The organism is Actibacterium naphthalenivorans (genome assembly GCF_014196965.1).
GTDB classification, from domain to species: Bacteria; Pseudomonadota; Alphaproteobacteria; order Rhodobacterales; family Rhodobacteraceae; genus Actibacterium_A; species Actibacterium_A naphthalenivorans.
Genome location: NZ_JACIEQ010000005.1, coordinates 58,121 through 74,818 on the forward strand (window position 1 = coordinate 58,121; position 16,698 = coordinate 74,818).

Below are 16,698 nucleotides of genomic sequence, written 5' to 3' on the forward strand. Positions count from 1 at the left end.
GGCGCGGGGCCGCTATCGCTCGTCCGCCTCGCCCTTGACCTGCTCGGACCTGACCCGGCGCAGCGTTTCCACCAGCATCGCGGTGAAAAGCCCCATGTTCAGCAGCCCGTTCGCCGCCGCCAGCCCGCCGAGGATGCGCCACTGATGCGGCAGCAGGATGTCGCCGAATCCCAGCGTGGTGAAGGCGACGATGGAGAAATAGGTGGCGGCCTCGAGCGCCGTGAAAATCCCCAGGAACAGGAAGGCCAGCGCCCAGACCCATACCGACAGCGTCAGCACCGCCAGGACCATCAGCACCGTCACCATCAAAACCACCGCCAGCTTGGGCGCATGCGGCCGCCGCACCAGCCATGGGCTGGCCAGGCTCACCAGCGCCTCCGCCAGCCAGAAGCCGGCGCCGGCGATCACGATGGTCACGAGGATCAGCACGGTTCCGATCGCAAGCTGATGCAGCAATTCCTTCCTCCCGGTCTGACGCGGCCGCCGGGCGGCAGGCTGCGGACAAGTTCGGAAACCTACTTCAGAATGTGCCCAAGGAGAACCTTGTAAAACCGGCGCACCCCCGGGATGCGACATTTTGGGCCGCAGCGCGATGCGCCGCGCGGCCCCGGCCTGGCGGCCCATTCGCCTTGAAAGCAGCGCTCTCGCAGCCGCCACTGCGCCCCGCTGCGGCGCCCAAGCGTCCGGTTTCTGCGAAATTGACGGAACCGTGCCCCGGTTTCCGCGTTCTTTTCTCAACCGGCGCATGCACGACCTCCGCGCCGGACGCAAACCTGATGAAGGAGCAAAACCATGAATAAATTCTTTGCATCCACCGCGATCGCATTGCTCGTTGCCGGCCCCGTCGCCGCGCAGGCACAGACCGGCACGGTCACCGCCCAGACGCAGACCGGTGCCGGCCTGTTCGTCGAGACCGCGGCCGCGACCGACCACTACGGCTCCGACCTGATCGGCAAGCGCCTTTACGTGGCCGAAACCGAAACCGACGAGTCCACCACCCTCACGTCCGACATGCGGGACGAATGGGATGATATCGGTGAAATCAACGACCTGGTGATTTCCGAAGACGGCACGGTCAAAGCCGTTCTGCTGGACATCGGCGGTTTTCTGGGTGTCGGCGAAAAGACGGTTGCCGTTGACATGAGCAAACTGCGGTTCATCCCGGACGGCGAAGACGCGGATGACTATTTCGTCGCCTTCCAGGGCAATACCGAGATGATCGAAAGCGCGCCGGAATTCGAACCCTATGAGACCCGCGAAACCACCGCGATGACGGATCAGGACGCCGCCACGCCGGTGACCGGCGACAAGGCCATGGCAGAAGATAACGGCCCGCTGTGGGATACCCCGCTGGTCGAGCGTGAAGGCTACAAGCGCGTCGAGGCCAACGAGCTGACCGCCGATGATCTGACGGGCGCGACCGTCTATGACGTGAACGACGATTCCATCGGCGAGGTCTCAGACCTGGTGATCACCGACGATGGCAAGATCGAACAGGCGATCGTTGATGTCGGGGGCTTCCTGGGCATGGGCGAGCACAGCGTCGCGATCGCGTTCGACGAGATGCAGATCATCCGCGAGGATGATGGCGATGACCTGCGTGTCTATGTTTCCGCCAGCGAAGAACAGCTCAAAGAGCGTCCGAGCTACAACTACTGAACGCACAACACCGCTGACAGGATCGGAGGGCCGCATTTCGCGGCCCTCTTTTCGTTCCGCCACGCAGCGTGGGTGGCGGCGGCAGGGAACAATCCCACCGGCCGTGCGTTACCTGCCGAAGAGGAACGGGGACACATGACAAGAGAGATGCAAAGCCGCTGGGCGCTCATTATCATCGCCATTGTAGCGGCGACGGCGGCCCTGAAACTCGCCGATGCCGTGTTCGCGCCGCTGGCGCTTGCCTTCGTGATCGCTGTCGTCCTGTCGCCTCTGGCCGACTTTCTGGCAAAAGCCGGCGTACCCAATACCGCCAGCGCGGTTCTGAGCTTCATCTTCGGCCTCGCGCTTCTGATCGCGCTGATCCTCGCGGCCGAACCCTTCGTCACCGATATCTATGAACAGGGCCCCCGCATCCGCTATGAACTGCGCGAAACGCTGGCCGATCTGCGGCATATGCTGCGCGGCCTTGATGATGTAACCGAAGAGGTTCAGAAGGCGCTCGCCCCCGCCGGCGCTGCCGAGGCCGCGGAGCCATCGCCGCAAAACGGCGTGAGCATTCCCTCACTGACCGATGCACTGTTTCTGGCCCCCGCCATCGCGGGGCAGATGCTGATTTTCGGCGGCGGCCTGTTTTTCATCCTTCTGTGCCGGGCCGACATCTACCACTGGCTGGCCCGGCTGGCCTCGGAAAACGGAACCGGGCGCGCCGTTACCGCCGAGTGTTTCCGCCGCGCCGATCGACAGGTGTCGCGCTACTTCCTGACCGTCGCGATGATCAACACCGCCTTTGGCGTGTCGGTCGCGGCGGCGCTGGCCGCGTTGGGCATGCCCAGTGCGATCCTGTGGGGGGCGGTTGCCATGCTGATGAATTTCATCGTCTACCTCGGCCCCGCGCTCGTTGCGGTTTCGCTGTTGGCCGCCGGGGTCATCGTCTTCGACGGCCTCGCCTCGGCCCTGCCCGCCGCGGCCTTCGTGACGCTGAATTTCATCGAAGGTCAGTTCGTGACACCCACGCTTGTGGGGCGTCAGATGCAGGTCAACCCGCTGCTTGTGTTTTTGTCGCTGTGCCTGTGGCTCTGGCTTTGGGGGCCGATCGGCGGTTTTGTCGCCATTCCTGTGCTGGTCTGGGGGATCGCCGTGACACAGGGGCTGGTGCAGCCTGCAGAAGAGCTCCGCGAGGCCGCGTAGGCCCCGTGGACGGCACGCTCAAACCAGCCCGGCCAAGGCGTTTTCCCGTGCTTCCCTCTCGAAATCCACGATCGGGAATTCGGCGTAGATGCGATAGGTTTCGTCGTCGTCACGCGTGTCCACAGTGCCCCGCAGCTGATGCGCGAAGGCCGAAATAAGGCTTGTGCCCAGCCCCGAGCCGCGCACCTGTTCGGGCGGGGTGATCGGCACGCCCTTGGAATTGCTGACCTCCAGAACCGCGCGGCTGCCGTCATGCGCGCTCAGGCGCACCTCGATCCAGGGGCAGCCAACGGCGGGACGACCAAGGTATTTGAGCGCGTTCGTCACCGCCTCCGATCCCAGAAGCGACAGCGGAACCGCCTGATCGGGGTAGAGCGTGACCGGATCATACGATTGCTCGAAACGCAGTTGCACCCCTTTGGGCGCCCCCCCTTCAACGAGACTCGTGATGATCCCCTTCAACAGCTCGTCGGCACGAACGCGGCTCTCCGAGGAGGTTTCATACAGGCTCCGGTGCGCGGTCGCGATGCTCATGACGCGCATCTGTACTTCCTTCAGGGCGGCCCGCGCCTCGGGCACCGTCGCCTTTCTGATTTTCATGTTCACAATCGAGGAAATCAACTGCAGGTTGTTCTTGACCCGGTGATGAACCTCTTTCAACAGCACCGTCTTGTCGCGGATGGTGCCTTCCAGCTCTGCCTCGTCGCGCACGACTGTTTCCGCCAGGTCATGCCATGTCCTGTCAATCTCGCGAATTTCCAGCGGCTTGAACCCGTCATCGCCGTCGTCCGGCAGAAACCGCGTTTTGGTGAACACCTGCATCTCACTGCGCAGCTTGTGGATATGCTTGATCACCAGCCGGTGCACCGCGAAATAGGCCACACCCAGGCTGGCGAGCCACATGACAACGGGAAAGATCAGCGGCGATGAAAGGGCGAATCCGGGCGCCACGGCCAACCGCTCGCGCGGCCAGCTTCCGATGGCGTAGACCGTATTGGCCAGAATCGGCACAATGGCAAACACCCTCTCCTCGCCCCCTGCGGTCTGGCCGGTAAAGGCGGTGCGTGCGTGCCCGACAAAGCTGAACAGGCTCCGCTCGCCGGGAAGGCTGTCGGCGACATTCTCGAGCCCCGATTCCGAGCTGAGAACCTGGCCGTCACGGTTAAAGGTGATCAGATCGATCGGGCGTTCCGTCGGCAACAGCTCCAGCGTCTGGAAGATCCGCTTGTGCGGCAGCGATACGGCAACGTACCCTTCGAACCGTCCGCCCGAGAGCACCGGTTCAGACATGACGATGACAGCCGTCTTGCTGATCGGCGCCTCCCTGAGCAGATCGGCGCGCGCCTCGGGGTTGGCGCGCTGCGCCTTCAGGATCATGCTGTTGCCCATGTCGCGGCCCTGATCCGCCGATCCACATTCCAGAATGCCGGCGCGATTGACGAAACCGGCAAAGGAAAACTGCGGATTTTCCCGCACGAAATCGGCAAAGACCGCGTGGCAATCCGCGCTGGACAGTCGGACGGAGGGCAAGGCGGCGACAAAGGCCGCCGTTGCCCCGAATCCGCCGCGGATCATTCCTTCTTCGCTGGCCGCCGCCTCTGCGGTAACGGCCATCAGCGCGGTCTCGGCACGACGGTCGGCTTCCTCCGCGAATTTGCCGGTCAACGAGATCGCAATCAGCCCGATCGGGAACAGTGCGAATGCCAGAAGTGCGGCGACCCGAAAGGCCAGCCCATCGGTGAATTGCCGTATCTTTTGCATGGATGTCAAAAGCGCTGCACCGTCATGCCCGCGTTCACCACCGCCAGTGTTTCCTGATCGGTCAACTCCATCGTGCCGTCGCCGTCAAGTTCCAGAATCTCGCTCAGCCTCTGACGTCCGCGGTTCACGCGGCTCTTGATGGTTCCGACCGCCACACCGCAGGTTTCGGCCGCTTCCTCATAGGAAAACCCCGACGCGCCGACCAGGATCAGCGCCTCGCGCTGTTCGTCGTTCAACTGAACAAACGCCCGCTCGAAATCCGCCATCGCCAGCCGCCCGTCATGCGACGGCTTTTCCGACAGGGTGGCGGCGAAAGCGCCGTCGCTGTCCTGCACCTCGCGCTTGGCCTTGCGCCGGTCCGAATAGAAAGTGTTGCGCAAAATCGTGAACAGCCAGGCCCGCATGTTGGTGCCCACCTGATAGGAGTCGATGTTCCTCCAGGCCTTGACGATGGCATCCTGCACCAGATCATCGGCCGCAGAGCCGTTTCTGGTAAGGCTCAGCGCAAAGGCGCGCAGGGCCGGCAAATGCTCCACGATTTCCTCGCGGGGGTTGGCATCACGCTGGGGTTCAGCTTTTTCCATGATGCGAGTCCTGCTCCTTGAGCTGCTCAAGCAATTCTTTGAAGCGATCCGGGACGTCTTCTTCGAGTTTCTGCTGATAGACCCGACGTAAATTTTCGTCGATCTGCTCTTCAAGTCTGGACTTGTTGTTTTCATGCGCCATGCTGCCATCCACAATTTCCACGGTTTGCCTGAGAACCGTATATTAATCGGGAACCCAACGTAGGCCAAATGCGTTTGGTTCCCGATCTGATCAAAAAAAGGGACGATCGAATGTCTACAGGACAGTCTGGAAATCACCTATCGCTGATCGTGGCCGAAATCCTGCCCTCTTTGCGGCGGTATGCGCGGGCGCTGACCGGCAACCAGAAGACCGGCGACAGATACGCCGCCACCACCCTCGAGGCACTGCTGAGCGACCGGTCGGTGTTCGAGCAGATACCGGACCCGAAAACCGCCTTGTTTCATGCCTTCCACCTGATCTGGACCAGCGCCGGCGCCCCCGTCGGGGAAAGCGAATCCGGGCTGGCACGTCAGGCCCAGGCCCATCTGCGGCGCCTGACCGCGAATACCCGCGAGGCGTTGCTGCTGAACACGATCGAGGAATTCAGCCGAGAGGATATCGCAACCATCATGGGAACCGACTCTGCCGAGGTCGCGCATCTTCTGGACGTCGCGCACCGCGAGATGGAAGACAGCATCAGCGGCCGGGTGCTCGTCATCGAGGATGAGGCGATCATTGCGCTGGATCTGCAGAGCATCGTCGCCGACATGGGCCATCAACTCACCGGCGTGGCTCAGACCCAGCGGCTGGCGGTGGAACTGGCCAAACGGGAACGGCCCGACCTGATCCTGTCGGACATCCAGCTTGCCGATGGTTCTTCGGGCATCGACGCGGTGAACGAGATCCTGCAGGCTGCGGCCGATATTCCGGTGATCTTCATCACCGCCTTCCCCGAACGGCTTCTGACCGGTGAGCGCCCGGAGCCGGCCTTCGTCATCACCAAGCCTTATTCCGAGGAACAGGTGCGGTCGGCCGTCAGCCAGGCGATGTTCTTTTCCAGCACCGAAACGCTGACCGTCTGACCCATATCGCCTGACACGACGAAAAAGACCCCGCTGCATCACAGCGGGGTCTTTCACGTGCGAGCGCATGCCCGCGTTACGATTTTGCAATCGCGCGCAGCATCCAGGCCGCTTTTTCGTGAAAGGCCGAGCGCGCCGTCGCCAGATCGGCGGTCACGTCATCGCTGTGCTTCTCGGCCACTTCAATCAACTCGTGCAGGCGTGTGGCGACCTGTTCGTGATCTCCGGCCAGATCCTCGACCATGTCAAGCGCGGTCGGGTTTTTAGGCGCATCACTGATCACCGAACCCTCGACGATCGCCTTGATCGACATTGGCGCCAGCTGACCCAGCGCGCGCATCCGTTCGGCCAGCACATCCGTCGCCTCGAACAGATCGGTATACTGCTCTTCGGTCAGGTGATGGATGCCGTAGAACAGCGGCCCCTCGACGTTCCAGTGATAGGCATGGGTCTTCAGCAACAGGTTATACGTGTCTGACAGCACACCGGCCAGGCTGTCGGCCACGGCTTTGGGGTCTTCCACGCCGGTTTCAACGGTGGTGGGTTCTGCGATCGTCTTCAGCGCCTCGGCCATGATATTCTCCTTTGTTGATGTTCATCATCATCGACGACCCAACGGCGGCGGGGCGGTTTTGGTTCCCCACGTCGCCGCGCCGGAACAGAAAAAGGGCGGCCGCGAAGGACCGCCCCCTTTTGTCAGGTGCAAAGGCGTCAAACCGGCGGTTTGCCCCGTGCCGCCCGTGCGATCATCGCCACGATGAACAGCACGATGAACACGAAGAACAGGATCTGTGCGATCCCCGCAGAGGCACTGGCAACACCGCCAAAACCGAAAAGACCGGCGATGACCGCCACGACAAGAAATGTAAGAGCCCAACCGAGCATGTGATCCTCCATCATCTGGATATGAATGCGTTCGATGACGCGTATGCAGGAAAAACGTCTGCCTTTTCGCTTTGTTCCGAGAAAAGAAATGCCGGGCCGCGCGGAACCCGCCCGCCCGGCCCCGCGTTTGTCCGCCAAAGCAACCCGAAAGGAGCACTTTCATGGCACGCGTCGAACCCAACGGAAGCAACCCAGACACCTCTGTCGCCGATATCGAAAAGCAGATCGCACTTCTGAAAGCCGACATCGCCGATCTCGGCGCGACGCTTTCGGATTATGGCCAGAAACAGCAGGCCATCCTCAAATCCACCGCGGCAGACCGCATCGAAACGCTGAAGGCGAAAGGCGCCGAAAACGCCGACGCCCTGCGCAAGCAGGTCGAATCCGCCTATGCGGGCGCCGAAGACAGTGTGCGCAACCACCCCGCCGCGTCGATCGGCATCGCCGCCGCCTTCGGCTTTCTCGTCGGTCTCGTTTCGGCCCGCAAGTAGGCCGCGCGATGATTGGCAATCTCAAACGGGCGGCGGGCGAAACTGCCCGCCGAACGGCCATCGGCACCGCGGGGATTGTCTGTGCCCTCACCGGGCTGGCCTTTCTGACGAGCGCGGCATGGATGGCTCTGTCCGCGCTGCGCGATGCGCAATTCGCGGCTCTGGTGATCGGGCTCGGCTATCTTGGCTTCGGCGCCATACTGCTCGGCTTTGCCGCGGCCCGGCGTCCCGTGCCCACACGCCGCATCGATGAAGCACCTTCCGCCTTTGGCGGAAATTCCCCGGCCGCGGCGCTGGCGGCCGCCTTTGCCGAAGGTCTGAGCGCCGGCGCCGCCGCCGGAAAACGCCGCCGCACCGGGGCGTCAGCCCGCTGAGCCCAGTATCTGGGCGACCGCCGCGCCCAGATCGGGAAACTCCCCGCTGGGCGCGGGGGTCACCGTCAGGGTATCTTCGGCCCGCCATTTCCCCGTCTGTACCAGATAGCCCGACAGCCCGGCCCGGATCGCCGCCGCCACGTCGAATTCCGCATCATCGCCGATCATCACCACCTCTTGCGGCGACAGCCCCATATCCTCGACGGCAAGGTGAAAGAATGCCGGATCCGGCTTGCCCAGCACGACCGCCTCGCGCTGGCTGGCGTATTCCAGCGCGGCGACAAAGGCCCCGACATCCAGGCAGGGCGCGCCCTGGGCATCCGAGAAATAGCGGTTGCGCGCCAATGCGATGAGATCCGCCCCCGCCCGCAGGTGCCGAAACGCTTCGTTGAGACGCGCATAGGTGAACCCGTCACGCGCATCGCCGATCACCACGGCGGGCCGGTCGCCACAGGCCACGCCCCGGAAATCATCCTCCAGCGCGGGCGCGATCAGGAAACGCGGCCGCAGCCCCTGCGCTTCGATATAGGCCCGCGCGGCGGTGACCGGGGTAAAGATATCGCCCCGTTCCGCGCGCAGGCCGATCTGCGCCAATTTTTCGAGAATGCCCGAAACAGGCTGGCTGGTGGTATTTGTCAGGAAACGGAACGGGAGATCCGCCGCCCGCAACCGGCCCACCGCCGCAACCGCGCCCGGCAGGGCCGCGCCGCCCTGATAGACCACCCCGCCCAGATCGATCAGAACACCCCTGAATCCGCCCATGCCGCCGCACCGATGTTGCCTGGACACAGAATAACGCATTCCCGCCGCCGGTCCACGCCTGCGGCCCTCTTGCCCCCGCGACACAGGACAACAAGGCGCATTGCCCTGAAACCCGTCCACGGCCAGAAAGGCCAAGAAAGGCATTGTGCGGGCGGGGTGCGGCCAATACCCTGCGCACAGGTCACGCATGAAATCGAAGTCCACCGAGGCGTCAGAATGAACAAGAGCTTTTTTTTGGGTGCAACAGTCGCCGTCGGCGCGGTCCTTCTGGTTCCCGGTGTCGCCGCCGCCGTTGGCCGGGCGGGGCGGCCGCTGGTGCGGGCCGCGCTGCGTACCGGCGCCGTCGCCTATGACGAATTCCGCAAGGCCGGCGCCGAAGCCTATGAGCATATGGAAGACATCGCCGCCGAAATCCGCGAGGAAATGGCCGCCGAGCGGGCCGAGGCCGGCGAATTCACCGCAGAGCCTACGGCAGAGCCCGAGACAAATGCCGGCTGACACCGACAGCGCCAAACCGGTCCGGCTGCAGCGCGTTCACATTCTGGAAAAACGCGCGCGCCTGCGGGCCGATCCAAAGCTGGACCGCGAAGCGCTGCTGTCACTGGCGAACCGTTTCGCCTCGGTTCCCAATGTGCGCCGGGCGCTGGTGCGGCCCAGCACCGGCAGCGTCATCCTCGAAACCTTCGGCCCGGTCGAAACCGTGCTGGCGCATGTGGCCGAAGAGGGCATCGCCAAAATCACCCGGCCGCCCAAGACACCGCCGGTGCATCAGGTGATGCAGCTTGGCGTGATGCGCATGGATATGGGCGTCAAGAAACGCACGGGCGACGCGCTGGATTTGCGTACGACGGTGGGGCTTGCCCTGTTGGGCGGGGCCATCGTGCAACTGGCGCGCGGCCAGATCGCCGGGCCCGCAACCACGCTCGCGCTCAGCGCGATTTCCCTGCTCGACAAGAAATAGCGCGGCGCCGGGAGGCGGGCTCAGGCCAGTTTCCCGGCGATCTCCATGTCTTCCCAAGGCGGCGACAGATCGTCCCGCCCCATGTGCCCATAGGCCGCCAGATCTCGGTAGAACCGCCCGCCGCGTGCGCCCGGAAGCTCCCACAGCCCCATCCGCTCTGCGATCGCGCCGACACGGAAATCGAACACCTCCTTGACGCGCTGCGCGATCTGCGCGTCGCTCCGGTTGCCGCTGCCATAGCTTTCAACCTCGACGCTGGCCGGCGCCTCATCGCCGACGATATAGGAAAGCTGCAGCTCGCATTCCCCGGCCAGCCCGGCCCGAACCACCGCCCGCGCCGCCTGCCGCGCGGCGTAGCTGGCGATCCGGTCGATGCGCGAAGGATCCTTGCCGCTGAGCGCCGGGCCGCTGCGCCGCACGAAGCTGCCATAGGCGTCATCGGCCGATTTGCGCCCGGTCAGGCCCGAATGGGTGCTCGGCCCCGCGATCCCGTCGGCCGGGAACACGACGAACCGGGTCCGGTCATCCGGCTGCGGCCCGTGCCCCGACAGCGCCGGGCCCACTGCCTGCTCCATCAGCGCCGCCTGCATCGTCTCGGCGTCGAGCCTGTCGCGCGTGCCGAAGGTCAGCGCGATGGCCGTGAGGGCGACAGGCACCCGGTCGGCGAATTCCACCGCCACCTGCGCCTGCGCGTCGGGCGAAAGCCAGGGCAGCCGCCCCTCCTTCCGCGCCCTGTCGAGCGTCGCGGTCAGGCGATGGGCGGCGAAGATCGGATAGGGCATGTCGGTTTCGGTGTGCCCGCAGGCATAGCCGAAGGCGCTGACCATATGCCGCGCCCGCGCCCCGGCCAGCGCCGCCTCCGTCAGCTCGCGACCATGCGCCAGATCCAGCATCACAGTGGGCGTGCGGCCATGGTCCTTGTCGGCATAGCCGGCATCCAGAATGATCCGGCGGGTCAGCGCGGCCAGATCCACCGGCGCATCGGCCCCGGCCCGGACCGACAGGAAGATCACGCCCGAGGCGATGGCGCATTCGGCGATCACCCCCGCCCGCACCCCGGCGGCGAGATAGGCATCGACCACCGCGTCGCTGATCTGGTCGCACAGCTTGTCCGGGTGGCCGACGGTCACGGATTCCGACGTGATCACGAAATTTCGCATGGTTCACCCTCCACGGTATCAAGTTCCAGCCGTACCCCGCGCCGCGCCAGCACGATGCCCGCCGGCGCGGCGGCGGCGGCCAGCGCGATCCCGGCGCTGCCCGGGCCCAGCGGCGCAATCCCCAGTAGCCGGCGCAGCGCCGGCACGAAGAACGGCAGCACCGCCATGCCCGCCGATGCCAGCAGCGCCCCGTCAAGCACCCGGTTTTCCAAGAGCCGGCCCGGCTGCAGCTTGCGGATATCGCTGCGCTGGCAGGTCAGCGTATAGAGCAACTGGCCCAGCGACAGTGACAGGTAGGTCATGCTGCGGGTCTGCGGCCCCGGCCCAAAGCGCGCCAGCCCCGCGAAATGCGACACCAGCGCCGCCCCGGCGATAGTACCGCTGTCAAGCGTCATGCGGCGGAAATCATGCGGCGGCACGATCGGCTCGCCCACATTGCGCGGCGGCCGTTCCATCGCATCCGGATCCGGGTCGGCATAGGCCAGCCCGAGCCCCGGCAGCACATCGCTGACCAGATTGATCCACAGCAGTTCCATCGGGGTTTCCAGTTCGCCGGGGCCATGCGCGGCCTCGACGATACCGACGGCGATCTCCGACATGTTGCTGGTGATCAGGAACTCCAGCGCCCGGCGGATGTTGCGGTAAACCCCCCGCCCCTGCGAGATCGCGTCGACCAGCGTCGCCAGCTCGTCGTCGCGGATCACCACATTGGCCACGTCGCGCGCCAGGTCGGTGCCGCTGGCACCCATGGCGATGCCCACATCGGCGGCTTTGAGCGCCGGGCCGTCGTTCACCCCGTCGCCGGTCATGGCCACCACGGCGCCCTCGGCCTGCAGGGCCTGAACGATGGCCAGTTTCTGATGCGCGCTGACCCGCGAAAACACATGGGTCTGCCGCGCCACCCCGCCCAGCAGCGCCGGGTCGAGCTCCAGTATCTCGGGCGCGTCGATGATCCGCAGCGGCCCGCCGTTCGCCAGGTTCAGCTCTTTGGCGATGGCACCCGCGGTGGCGGCCTGATCGCCGGTGATCATCACCGTGCCGATCCCCGCCCGGTGCATCGCGGCGATGAACTCCTTCGCGCCGGGGCGCAGCGGATCGACCATCGCCATCAGCCCCAGCCACGTCAGCCCGGCAACCTCGTCGCCGTCGGGTGGCCCGTCGCCGGCGGCGAACCCCAGCACCCGGGCGGGGCGCGCGGCCAGCGTGTCATTCTCGACCAGAAGCCGGGCGCGATCTTCCTCGGTCAATTCCCGCTTGCCACCCTCGGCCCAGATATGGCTGCACCGCTCCAGCACCGCTTCGGGGGCGCCCTTGACCATGGTCCGGGGTCCGTCTCCGGCATGCACCGTCGCCATCCAGGGGCGGCTCGGCGTGCGTTCGATCACCGCCTCGCGCGGGCGGGCGGCGCGCAACGAGGCGGCGTCCATGTCATTGGCCAGCACGAAATTCATCACCGCCCGCTCGGTCGCCGAAGAGCCCGTCGCCCCCTCCTCGCCGGGCTCGCAGTCGCTGTTCAGCGCGGCAACCTCCAGCAATTGCGCCATCGCCTGTGCCGGCGCTGGCTCTGCCGCCCCGAGCCCGGGCACCACATCCACCACCTGCAACCGGTTGCGCGTCAGCGTGCCGGTCTTGTCCAGACAGATCGTCTGCAGCGCGCCCAGGCTTTCCACCGCGTCGATCCGGCGCACCAGAATGCCGTTACGCTCCATCCGCCGCAGGCCGCGCGACATCGTCGTCGTTGCCACGACGGGCAGTCCTTCGGGCACCGCCGCCACCGCCAGCGCCAACGCGTCTTTCAGGATCACCGACAGTGCCGTGCCGCGCATCCAGCCGATGCCGAAAAACACGCCGCAGGCCGCCAGCGACACCTTGACCAGCATGGTGCCCAGCCGGTCCAGCTCCGCCTCCACCGGGGCCTGCGGGCGCGACGCCGTCTGGCTGAGCAAGGCAATCCGCGCCGCCGAGGTTTCGCGCCCGGTGGCCACCACGATCGCCCGCCCGTGCCCCTCGGCCACCAGCGTGCCGGCATGAATCATGGTCGGGCGCGCGCCGACGGGCGCATTGCGCTCGACCGTCGTATCGGCATGTTTGCCCACCGGCAGCGTCTCGCCCGTCAGGGCCGATTCATCGACCTTCAGCCGGTCCGCGGCGATGATCCGAGCATCCGCCGCGATCTGCGTGCCCGCGCGCGCGACATAGATATCGCCCCGCACCACCTCTGCCGCGCGCACCGTCACCTCGGCCCCGTCGCGCAGCACCACGACGCTTTCGCCCGAATTGTCCATCAGGCTGTGGATCGCCGCCTCGGCCTGCCCCTCGGTCACATAGCCGAACACCGCGTTCACCAGCACGACCGACAGCGTGGCCAGCGCATCGGCGATGCCCCCGGTCGCCAGCGAAACCACAGCCGACCCGGCCAGCATCGCCACCGGCAGGCTTTCGAACTGTTCGGCGAACAGCGAAACCTGCGACCTGGTCTCGCCCTCGGGCAGCAGGTTCGGCCCGTCGCGCTTCAACCGCTGCGCGGCGGCGGTGGCGCTCAGGCCCCGCGCCGCATCCGTTTCAAGCTGCCGCGCGATGTCGCCCGGCGTCAGGCTGTGCCAATGCGCGGTATCCGCCAGCTCTGCCGCGGGGCGCGGGGCGGCGGCGAGCGGCGCATCCTCGGCCTTGCGGGACAGCGCGTCGCGCACGGCGGCGAACACCTCGTCGATGGGCAGATCCGGGCGCACCTGCAGAATGATGCTGCCAGAATTGTGGCGCACCTCGGCAGAGGCCACCCAGTGCTTTGCCCGGAGCGATGCCTGCACCCGCCGGGCGCGGTCGGGATCAAGCCGCAGGGCCGGGCATCTCAGGCGCAGCCGCCCCGACGCGGATCGGTGGGCCAGGGAAATCATGGTTGTGGTCACGTTCACCGAGTCAGGATCATGGCTATGTTCCTCTTTTCAATAGCATGATCATCGCCGCCGGTCTTTGATCATCCTCAAATGCGCGGGCGCGGGAAATTTTCGCCGCGTGGCTGAGATGATTTGCAGCACGGGCGCTGTCGGGGGTTGGTTGCCGCCGCGTTTCCGCCCACACTCGGCAGACACCACCCGCGACGCGAAGCGATACCGAGGCCCGCCGATGATTGTCGAAGACCAGACCGCGACCATCGAATTTCTGAAAGACCCGGCCACACATGGCTGCGCCGGGCCGGTCGAGGTGATCGAAACCCATATCTCCATGGTCTTTCTTGCGGACGACCGGGCCTACAAACTCAAACGCGCGGTCCGTCTGCCCTATGCCGATTTCTCCACCCCCACGATCCGCGCCGCCACCTGCGAGTCAGAGGTCGCGCTGAACGCGCCGACCGCGCCGGGCCTCTACCTTGGCACCCGGCGCATCACGCGCGGCGATGACGGGTGCCTGAGTTTTGATGGCGACGGCCCGCTGGCCGATGCGGTGGTGGCGATGGTCCGGTTCGAACAATCGGATCTGTTCGATCAGATGGCCATGGCCGGCACGCTGACGCCCGCCCTGATGACCGGCCTGTCGCACACGATCGCGGCGTTCCACCGGGGGTTGCCGCCCGTCCACACTGGCGGCGGAGCCGCCAATATGGAAGGTGTGCTGAACATCAACGCCGCCGGTTTCGCCACCAGCCATGTGTTTTCCGAAGACGCCGTGAAACGCTTCGATGCCACCTTCCGGGATGCGCTGGCCCGCCACGCCGAAACGCTCGACCGGCGCGAGCGTGCGGGGATGATCCGTCGCTGCCACGGCGATCTGCACCTGCGCAACATCTGCATGTTCCAGGGCCAGCCGCGCCTGTTCGACTGTATCGACTTCAACGATCAGATCGCCACCATCGACGTTCTTTACGACCTTGCGTTCCTGCTGATGGACCTGTGGCACCGGGGGCACCCGGAACTCGCCAGCCTCGTCGCCAATCGCTATTTCGACGAGATCGGTCAGGATGACGGGTTCGAGCTGTTGCCGTTCTTCATGGCGGTGCGCGCGGCGGTGCGGGCGCATGTTACCGCGACCCTGTCGGAGGATCTGGCCGAAGGCGCCGAAGAGGCGGCGGCCTCGGCGCGGCGGTATTTCGATCTTGCCCTGTCACTGCTCGCCCCCTGCGCGCCGGGGCTGGTCGCCATCGGCGGGCTCAGCGGCAGCGGCAAATCCACCGTGGCCGAGGCGCTCGCCCCGCGGCTGGGCCGCCCGCCCGGCGCGCGCATCGTGGAAAGCGACCGCACCCGCAAGGCCCTGTTCGGCGCCCGGCCGGAAGAGCGGCTACCATGCGAGGCCTATGAACCGGCGGTGTCGGACAGGGTCTATCACCGGATTACGGCCCGCGCCCTGGCCCTGACAGGCGCGGGCGGCGCGGTGATCGTGGATGCGGTGTTTGACCGGCCCGACAGGCGTGGCGCGCTCGACGCCGCGGCCTGCGCCGCAGGTGTGCCGCTGACCGGCATCTGGCTGCATTCGGATGCCGCGACCCTGCGCAGCCGTGTCGCCGCCCGCCTCGCCGGCGTGTCCGACGCCACGCCCGAGGTGCTGGAGGCGCAGCTCAAGCGCGACATCGGGGCCGTGACCTGGGCCCGGATCGACGCCAGCCGGCCGGTCGCGGCTACGGTTGCGGCGATCCTTGCGCTGCGGCGTGAAACCGCCGCGCCCGCCCCCGGATAACACCGCGCGCGTCCCGCGCGGAACTTTCTGCAACGGCGCGTCGGAGCAGGGTTTTTCCGCCCCCCGATCCCGCCTATACTGCCTTGAAAAGGCGACAGGCAGGTTCGGGCATGGCCGCAAAAGGCAAAGACCGCCAGAAATTCAACATTCTGATCGTGGGCCAGAACGGGCGCCTGCAATATGAAGCGGTGCTGTTTGCCGCCTCGCTGCGCCAGTCCGACCCGGGCTTTGACGGGCGGTTGATCGTGGCCGAACCGCAACCCGGCGAAAAATGGGCCCGCGATCCGCGCATCGGCAACCCCGAGGTGCGCGCGTTGCTGAAACAGTTCGGCGCCGAGATCGTACCCTTCGAAAGCCGGGCCTTCGGCAGCGCCTATCCCCATGGCAACAAGATCGAGGGGCTGTCCGCCCTGCCCGAAGGCGAGCCCTTCGTGTTTTTTGACACCGACACGCTGATCACCGGCAAGCTCTCCGAGGTGCCGTTCGATTTCGATCGCCCCGCCGCGTCGATGCGGCGCGAGGGAAGCTGGCCCGAGATCGAGCTTTACGGCCCCGGCTACGGCGAGATCTGGAAATCGCTCTATGACAGGTTCGGGCTGGCGTATCAGGCGACGCTGGACCTGTCGCAGCCTGATGAGTACTGGCAGCGCTATCTCTATTTCAACGCGGGCTGGTTCTTCTACCGCTGTCCCCGCGCGTTCGGCGAACGGTTCCTTTCCTACGCCACCGGGATTCGCGACGATCCGCCAGGCCCGCTGGTGTGCCAGTCGCTCGACCCCTGGCTGGATCAGGTGGCGCTGCCGCTGGCCATTCATTCCCTTGACGGCGGGCGTCCGGGGCCGGAACTGGCCGGGCTGGACGGCAAGGTAAGCTGCCACTGGCGCGTCCTGTCGCTGCTTTATGCGCGCGAGGATGATCATGTGGTTGACGTGCTGGAGGCCGTCACCGCGCCCAACAAGATCAAGAAGGTGATCAAGGAATACGAGCCCTTCAAGCGGATGATCTATCAGGGCAAGGGGCGCAAGGTGCGCGCCATGTTCGACCGCGCGGATCTGCCGCCACGCGAACAGATGTTGCGCAACCAGATCAAGAAGGCCAACCTGTGGATGCGCTGATTTGCCTTGAGGGCAAACCACGCCG

General features: G+C 65.7%; 18 protein-coding genes. 9 read left to right on the top strand and 9 right to left on the bottom strand.

All coding sequences use genetic code 11. From position 1 onward, the window contains the following. Positions 1–12: 12 nt before the first annotated feature. The gene (locus GGR17_RS15665) at positions 13–456 is read right to left on the bottom strand and encodes an ion channel (RefSeq protein WP_054539528.1); all 444 of its coding nucleotides are present in this window, start codon (positions 454–456) and stop codon (positions 13–15) included. 336 nt (positions 457–792) lie between these two features. Here GGR17_RS15665 and GGR17_RS15670 point away from each other — a divergent pair, with 336 nt between their 5' ends. Together GGR17_RS15670 and GGR17_RS15675 are read left to right on the top strand one after the other, a co-directional pair. Then, positions 793–1,659 (top strand): PRC-barrel domain-containing protein, encoded by an 867-nt coding sequence (locus tag GGR17_RS15670; protein WP_054539529.1) that lies wholly within the window; start codon positions 793–795, stop codon positions 1,657–1,659. A gap of 135 nt (positions 1,660–1,794) precedes the next feature. Further along, entirely contained in the window at positions 1,795–2,847 is a 1,053-nt protein-coding gene (locus GGR17_RS15675) for an AI-2E family transporter (RefSeq protein ID WP_082386640.1), read from the top strand. An 18-nt stretch (positions 2,848–2,865) separates the two neighbouring features. Here GGR17_RS15675 and GGR17_RS15680 read toward each other — a convergent pair whose 3' ends face one another. From GGR17_RS15680 to GGR17_RS15690, 3 genes are read right to left on the bottom strand one after another with little or no spacing between them, the layout of a single operon-like run. Beyond that, on the bottom strand, positions 2,866–4,608 hold the full coding sequence (locus GGR17_RS15680; RefSeq protein ID WP_054539531.1) for a sensor histidine kinase: 1,743 nt from the start codon (positions 4,606–4,608) through the stop codon (positions 2,866–2,868). A gap of 5 nt (positions 4,609–4,613) precedes the next feature. Then, the gene (locus GGR17_RS15685; RefSeq protein WP_054539532.1) at positions 4,614–5,192 is read right to left on the bottom strand and encodes an RNA polymerase sigma factor; all 579 of its coding nucleotides are present in this window, start codon (positions 5,190–5,192) and stop codon (positions 4,614–4,616) included. Continuing rightward, a complete protein-coding gene (locus GGR17_RS15690; RefSeq protein WP_054540437.1) occupies positions 5,179–5,334 on the bottom strand; it encodes a NepR family anti-sigma factor in 156 nt (51 codons plus the stop codon). The genes GGR17_RS15685 and GGR17_RS15690 overlap by 14 nt, the downstream gene beginning before the upstream one ends. A gap of 110 nt (positions 5,335–5,444) precedes the next feature. Here GGR17_RS15690 and GGR17_RS15695 point away from each other — a divergent pair, with 110 nt between their 5' ends. Continuing rightward, positions 5,445–6,257, top strand: coding sequence for a response regulator (locus GGR17_RS15695; protein ID WP_054540438.1), 813 nt, complete (start codon positions 5,445–5,447; stop codon positions 6,255–6,257). Between the two features lie 76 nt (positions 6,258–6,333). On the opposite strand, the gene GGR17_RS15700 is transcribed toward GGR17_RS15695, so the two are convergent. Then, positions 6,334–6,831 carry a Dps family protein gene (locus GGR17_RS15700; protein WP_054539533.1) on the bottom strand — a complete coding sequence of 166 codons (498 nt, stop codon included), beginning with the start codon at positions 6,829–6,831 and terminating at the stop codon, positions 6,334–6,336. 137 nt (positions 6,832–6,968) lie between these two features. Further along, on the bottom strand, positions 6,969–7,142 hold the full coding sequence (locus tag GGR17_RS15705; protein ID WP_037210650.1) for a DUF1328 domain-containing protein: 174 nt from the start codon (positions 7,140–7,142) through the stop codon (positions 6,969–6,971). Positions 7,143–7,303: 161 nt separating this feature from the next. Here GGR17_RS15705 and GGR17_RS15710 point away from each other — a divergent pair, with 161 nt between their 5' ends. Then, positions 7,304–7,633, top strand: coding sequence for a DUF883 family protein (locus GGR17_RS15710; protein ID WP_054539535.1), 330 nt, complete (start codon positions 7,304–7,306; stop codon positions 7,631–7,633). Positions 7,634–7,641: 8 nt separating this feature from the next. Then, a complete protein-coding gene (locus tag GGR17_RS15715) occupies positions 7,642–8,007 on the top strand; it encodes a hypothetical protein (RefSeq protein ID WP_054539536.1) in 366 nt (121 codons plus the stop codon). On the opposite strand, the gene GGR17_RS15720 is transcribed toward GGR17_RS15715, so the two are convergent. Further along, positions 7,996–8,769 carry a TIGR01458 family HAD-type hydrolase gene (locus tag GGR17_RS15720; RefSeq protein ID WP_054540439.1) on the bottom strand — a complete coding sequence of 258 codons (774 nt, stop codon included), beginning with the start codon at positions 8,767–8,769 and terminating at the stop codon, positions 7,996–7,998. The two genes, GGR17_RS15715 and GGR17_RS15720, sit on opposite strands and share 12 nt — an antisense overlap. Before the next feature lie 216 nt (positions 8,770–8,985). Between GGR17_RS15720 and GGR17_RS15725 the strand changes: the two genes are divergently transcribed. Together GGR17_RS15725 and GGR17_RS15730 are read left to right on the top strand one after the other, a co-directional pair. Then, on the top strand, positions 8,986–9,267 hold the full coding sequence (locus GGR17_RS15725; RefSeq protein WP_054539537.1) for a DUF5132 domain-containing protein: 282 nt from the start codon (positions 8,986–8,988) through the stop codon (positions 9,265–9,267). Continuing rightward, the gene (locus tag GGR17_RS15730) at positions 9,257–9,730 is read left to right on the top strand and encodes a hypothetical protein (RefSeq protein WP_054539538.1); all 474 of its coding nucleotides are present in this window, start codon (positions 9,257–9,259) and stop codon (positions 9,728–9,730) included. Before GGR17_RS15725 ends, GGR17_RS15730 begins: the two co-directional genes overlap by 11 nt. A 20-nt stretch (positions 9,731–9,750) precedes the next feature. Here GGR17_RS15730 and GGR17_RS15735 read toward each other — a convergent pair whose 3' ends face one another. Both GGR17_RS15735 and GGR17_RS15740 read right to left on the bottom strand, forming a co-directional pair. Then, a complete protein-coding gene (locus GGR17_RS15735) occupies positions 9,751–10,890 on the bottom strand; it encodes a methionine adenosyltransferase domain-containing protein (RefSeq protein WP_054539539.1) in 1,140 nt (379 codons plus the stop codon). Further along, complete coding sequence (locus GGR17_RS15740) at positions 10,875–13,802, bottom strand: cation-translocating P-type ATPase (protein ID WP_054539540.1); 2,928 nt, start codon at positions 13,800–13,802, stop codon at positions 10,875–10,877. Before GGR17_RS15740 ends, GGR17_RS15735 begins: the two co-directional genes overlap by 16 nt. 211 nt (positions 13,803–14,013) lie before the next feature. Between GGR17_RS15740 and GGR17_RS15745 the strand changes: the two genes are divergently transcribed. Further along, complete coding sequence (locus GGR17_RS15745; RefSeq protein WP_054539541.1) at positions 14,014–15,558, top strand: bifunctional aminoglycoside phosphotransferase/ATP-binding protein; 1,545 nt, start codon at positions 14,014–14,016, stop codon at positions 15,556–15,558. A 110-nt stretch (positions 15,559–15,668) separates the two neighbouring features. Next, entirely contained in the window at positions 15,669–16,673 is a 1,005-nt protein-coding gene (locus GGR17_RS15750; protein ID WP_054539542.1) for a hypothetical protein, read from the top strand. Positions 16,674–16,698: the final 25 nt, after the last annotated feature.

Excerpts from the sequence above, each read along its gene's own strand:
- GGR17_RS15670 (WP_054539529.1), top strand. The coding sequence starts at position 793 with ATGAATAAATTCTTTGCATCCACCGCGATCGCATTGCTCGTTGCCGGC.
- GGR17_RS15675 (WP_082386640.1), top strand. The coding sequence starts at position 1,795 with ATGACAAGAGAGATGCAAAGCCGCTGGGCGCTCATTATCATCGCCATT.
- GGR17_RS15680 (WP_054539531.1), bottom strand. The coding sequence starts at position 4,608 with ATGCAAAAGATACGGCAATTCACCGATGGGCTGGCCTTTCGGGTCGCC.
- GGR17_RS15685 (WP_054539532.1), bottom strand. The coding sequence starts at position 5,192 with ATGGAAAAAGCTGAACCCCAGCGTGATGCCAACCCCCGCGAGGAAATC.
- GGR17_RS15690 (WP_054540437.1), bottom strand. The coding sequence starts at position 5,334 with ATGGCGCATGAAAACAACAAGTCCAGACTTGAAGAGCAGATCGACGAA.
- GGR17_RS15695 (WP_054540438.1), top strand. The coding sequence starts at position 5,445 with ATGTCTACAGGACAGTCTGGAAATCACCTATCGCTGATCGTGGCCGAA.
- GGR17_RS15700 (WP_054539533.1), bottom strand. The coding sequence starts at position 6,831 with ATGGCCGAGGCGCTGAAGACGATCGCAGAACCCACCACCGTTGAAACC.
- GGR17_RS15705 (WP_037210650.1), bottom strand. The coding sequence starts at position 7,142 with ATGCTCGGTTGGGCTCTTACATTTCTTGTCGTGGCGGTCATCGCCGGT.
- GGR17_RS15710 (WP_054539535.1), top strand. The coding sequence starts at position 7,304 with ATGGCACGCGTCGAACCCAACGGAAGCAACCCAGACACCTCTGTCGCC.
- GGR17_RS15715 (WP_054539536.1), top strand. The coding sequence starts at position 7,642 with ATGATTGGCAATCTCAAACGGGCGGCGGGCGAAACTGCCCGCCGAACG.
- GGR17_RS15720 (WP_054540439.1), bottom strand. The coding sequence starts at position 8,769 with ATGGGCGGATTCAGGGGTGTTCTGATCGATCTGGGCGGGGTGGTCTAT.
- GGR17_RS15725 (WP_054539537.1), top strand. The coding sequence starts at position 8,986 with ATGAACAAGAGCTTTTTTTTGGGTGCAACAGTCGCCGTCGGCGCGGTC.
- GGR17_RS15730 (WP_054539538.1), top strand. The coding sequence starts at position 9,257 with ATGCCGGCTGACACCGACAGCGCCAAACCGGTCCGGCTGCAGCGCGTT.
- GGR17_RS15735 (WP_054539539.1), bottom strand. The coding sequence starts at position 10,890 with ATGCGAAATTTCGTGATCACGTCGGAATCCGTGACCGTCGGCCACCCG.
- GGR17_RS15745 (WP_054539541.1), top strand. The coding sequence starts at position 14,014 with ATGATTGTCGAAGACCAGACCGCGACCATCGAATTTCTGAAAGACCCG.
- GGR17_RS15750 (WP_054539542.1), top strand. The coding sequence starts at position 15,669 with ATGGCCGCAAAAGGCAAAGACCGCCAGAAATTCAACATTCTGATCGTG.